The organism is Ferruginibacter sp. HRS2-29 (assembly GCF_024343615.1).
In the GTDB taxonomy this organism is placed as follows: domain Bacteria; phylum Bacteroidota; class Bacteroidia; order Chitinophagales; family Chitinophagaceae; genus Ferruginibacter.
The window spans coordinates 1-1,607 of record NZ_RJUB01000091.1; the positions used below are offsets into that span (position 1 = coordinate 1).

Sequence of the window (1,607 nt, forward strand, 5' to 3'; positions counted from 1 at the left end):
CAACATTTCTTCCATCGGTGGTTTCACCGGAGCCTTCCCGGGCTTTGGGATCTATTGCGCCACGAAGTTTGCTGTACAAGGCTTTACAGAATCCCTGGCGGCAGAAATAAAACCTTTCGGGATACATGCTACGGTGGTTTTGCCGGGGTATTTCCGTACCAACTTCCTTGAATCGTCTTCGCTGAATGTTCCTGCGAGACAAATGGAGGAATACAAAAATGTAAGGGAAGTGGAAGAATTGCATCAGCAAAGTATCAATGGCAACCAGCCTGGCGATCCGTTGAAAGCCGCTGAAGTGATGATCAATGCTGCGCTGGATGCGGAACCTCCCGTAATGTTATTTCTGGGAGCAGATGCCTATAAATTGGCCGAAGAAAAAATAAAGCAGGTAGAAAAGGACCTGCAAAAATACAGGAAACTGGCAACGGATACCGCATTTTAAGCAGGACCGTTCCAGCTGTATATGTAAGTCAGTCCGACTGCGGGAAAGTGTCCTGTTTATGATAGTTTACTTTCCTGGGTTCGGACTGACTATTTATTTAGGGGTTGATACAATTGAAAAACTACTACAAATAGGGTAGTGAGGGTAAAACATATTAACATTTTCGTGACTAAACTGTGCGCAATATTTGTTGCATGGGTTTCATCTTATCAATAAATTTGAAACGAACAAATACCGTCAATATGAAATTTTCTACAGGACAAACAGTAATTGTTTTAGACACAGAATTCAAACCAGCGGGACATGCGGTTGTATGTGCCTATGAAGAGAACTCCAATAAATATGAAGTGAGTTTTGTGTACCCGGGCAACGAAACGCCCGACAGGATTACGGTTCCGGAGGAAAGACTGCTTATTTTTTCGGAAATGGTAGCTTGAAGTGAATGGTGAATAGTCAATAGTCAAACCTTCGGGGTTTATAAAAGTAACGCCGCGTTCTAAAACGCGGCGTTTTTAATTCATTTTGTAATACGGCATTTACCAGTAAAATAGTATGATATTCTGGCAACCTATTGCAACAATGATCGCTTTGTTGGTGGTACCTTGTCCCTGGTCTTTTTAGAAATTCGGGTAATCAAAACTTCCTTAAAATAAAAAGGGTCCCTCCGTAGAAACGGAGCGACCTTTTCGATTGCTTGCCATATGAAAAAAGTTGACAGTAAATATTACTGTATTGTTATTTGTATTATCTTGGCGACCGGCCTTTTCAATTGCTTTGTTCGATTGCCTGTCATGTGAAAATCCTTTCCCTCTCTTTCTGATTCAAAAGTACATCGGGATCTTCTTAGATTTTTTTCATATTTCACTGCATTTTATTATGCTGAACAGTATGGTAGGTTTCGTAAATCATTTATTATAAACGTATTGTGTAGTGCTTGAATATTATCTCCAAAAAAAATATCCATTCGTTAAATAAATGTTATGGCATCGTTCCCGAAGAAAATTTTTGCATTTATGTGAAAAAATCATCAGTTTTCGCTGATAAAACAAATATGTTTATAATTATAATATGAATTTTAAGTCATATATTTTTTCACAATTTCAAAAACAATAGCCTAATTCCTATCTTCCCTAATTCGTGTAATGAAAAAGTCCCTAAAATAAAA

2 protein-coding genes are annotated in these 1,607 nt (G+C 38.3%); both read left to right on the plus strand.

All coding sequences use genetic code 11. From position 1 onward, the window contains the following. Window positions 1-442: SDR family NAD(P)-dependent oxidoreductase (locus tag EGI32_RS11165; protein WP_255155448.1), on the plus strand; the 442-nt coding region annotated here is incomplete at its 5' end. Between the two features lie 242 nt (window positions 443-684). Then, window positions 685-879 (plus strand): hypothetical protein, encoded by a 195-nt coding sequence (locus EGI32_RS11170; protein WP_255155141.1) that lies wholly within the window; start codon window positions 685-687, stop codon window positions 877-879. The last annotated feature ends 728 nt before the right edge of the window (window positions 880-1,607 follow it).

Excerpts from the sequence above, each read along its gene's own strand:
- EGI32_RS11170 (WP_255155141.1), top strand. The coding sequence starts at position 685 with ATGAAATTTTCTACAGGACAAACAGTAATTGTTTTAGACACAGAATTC.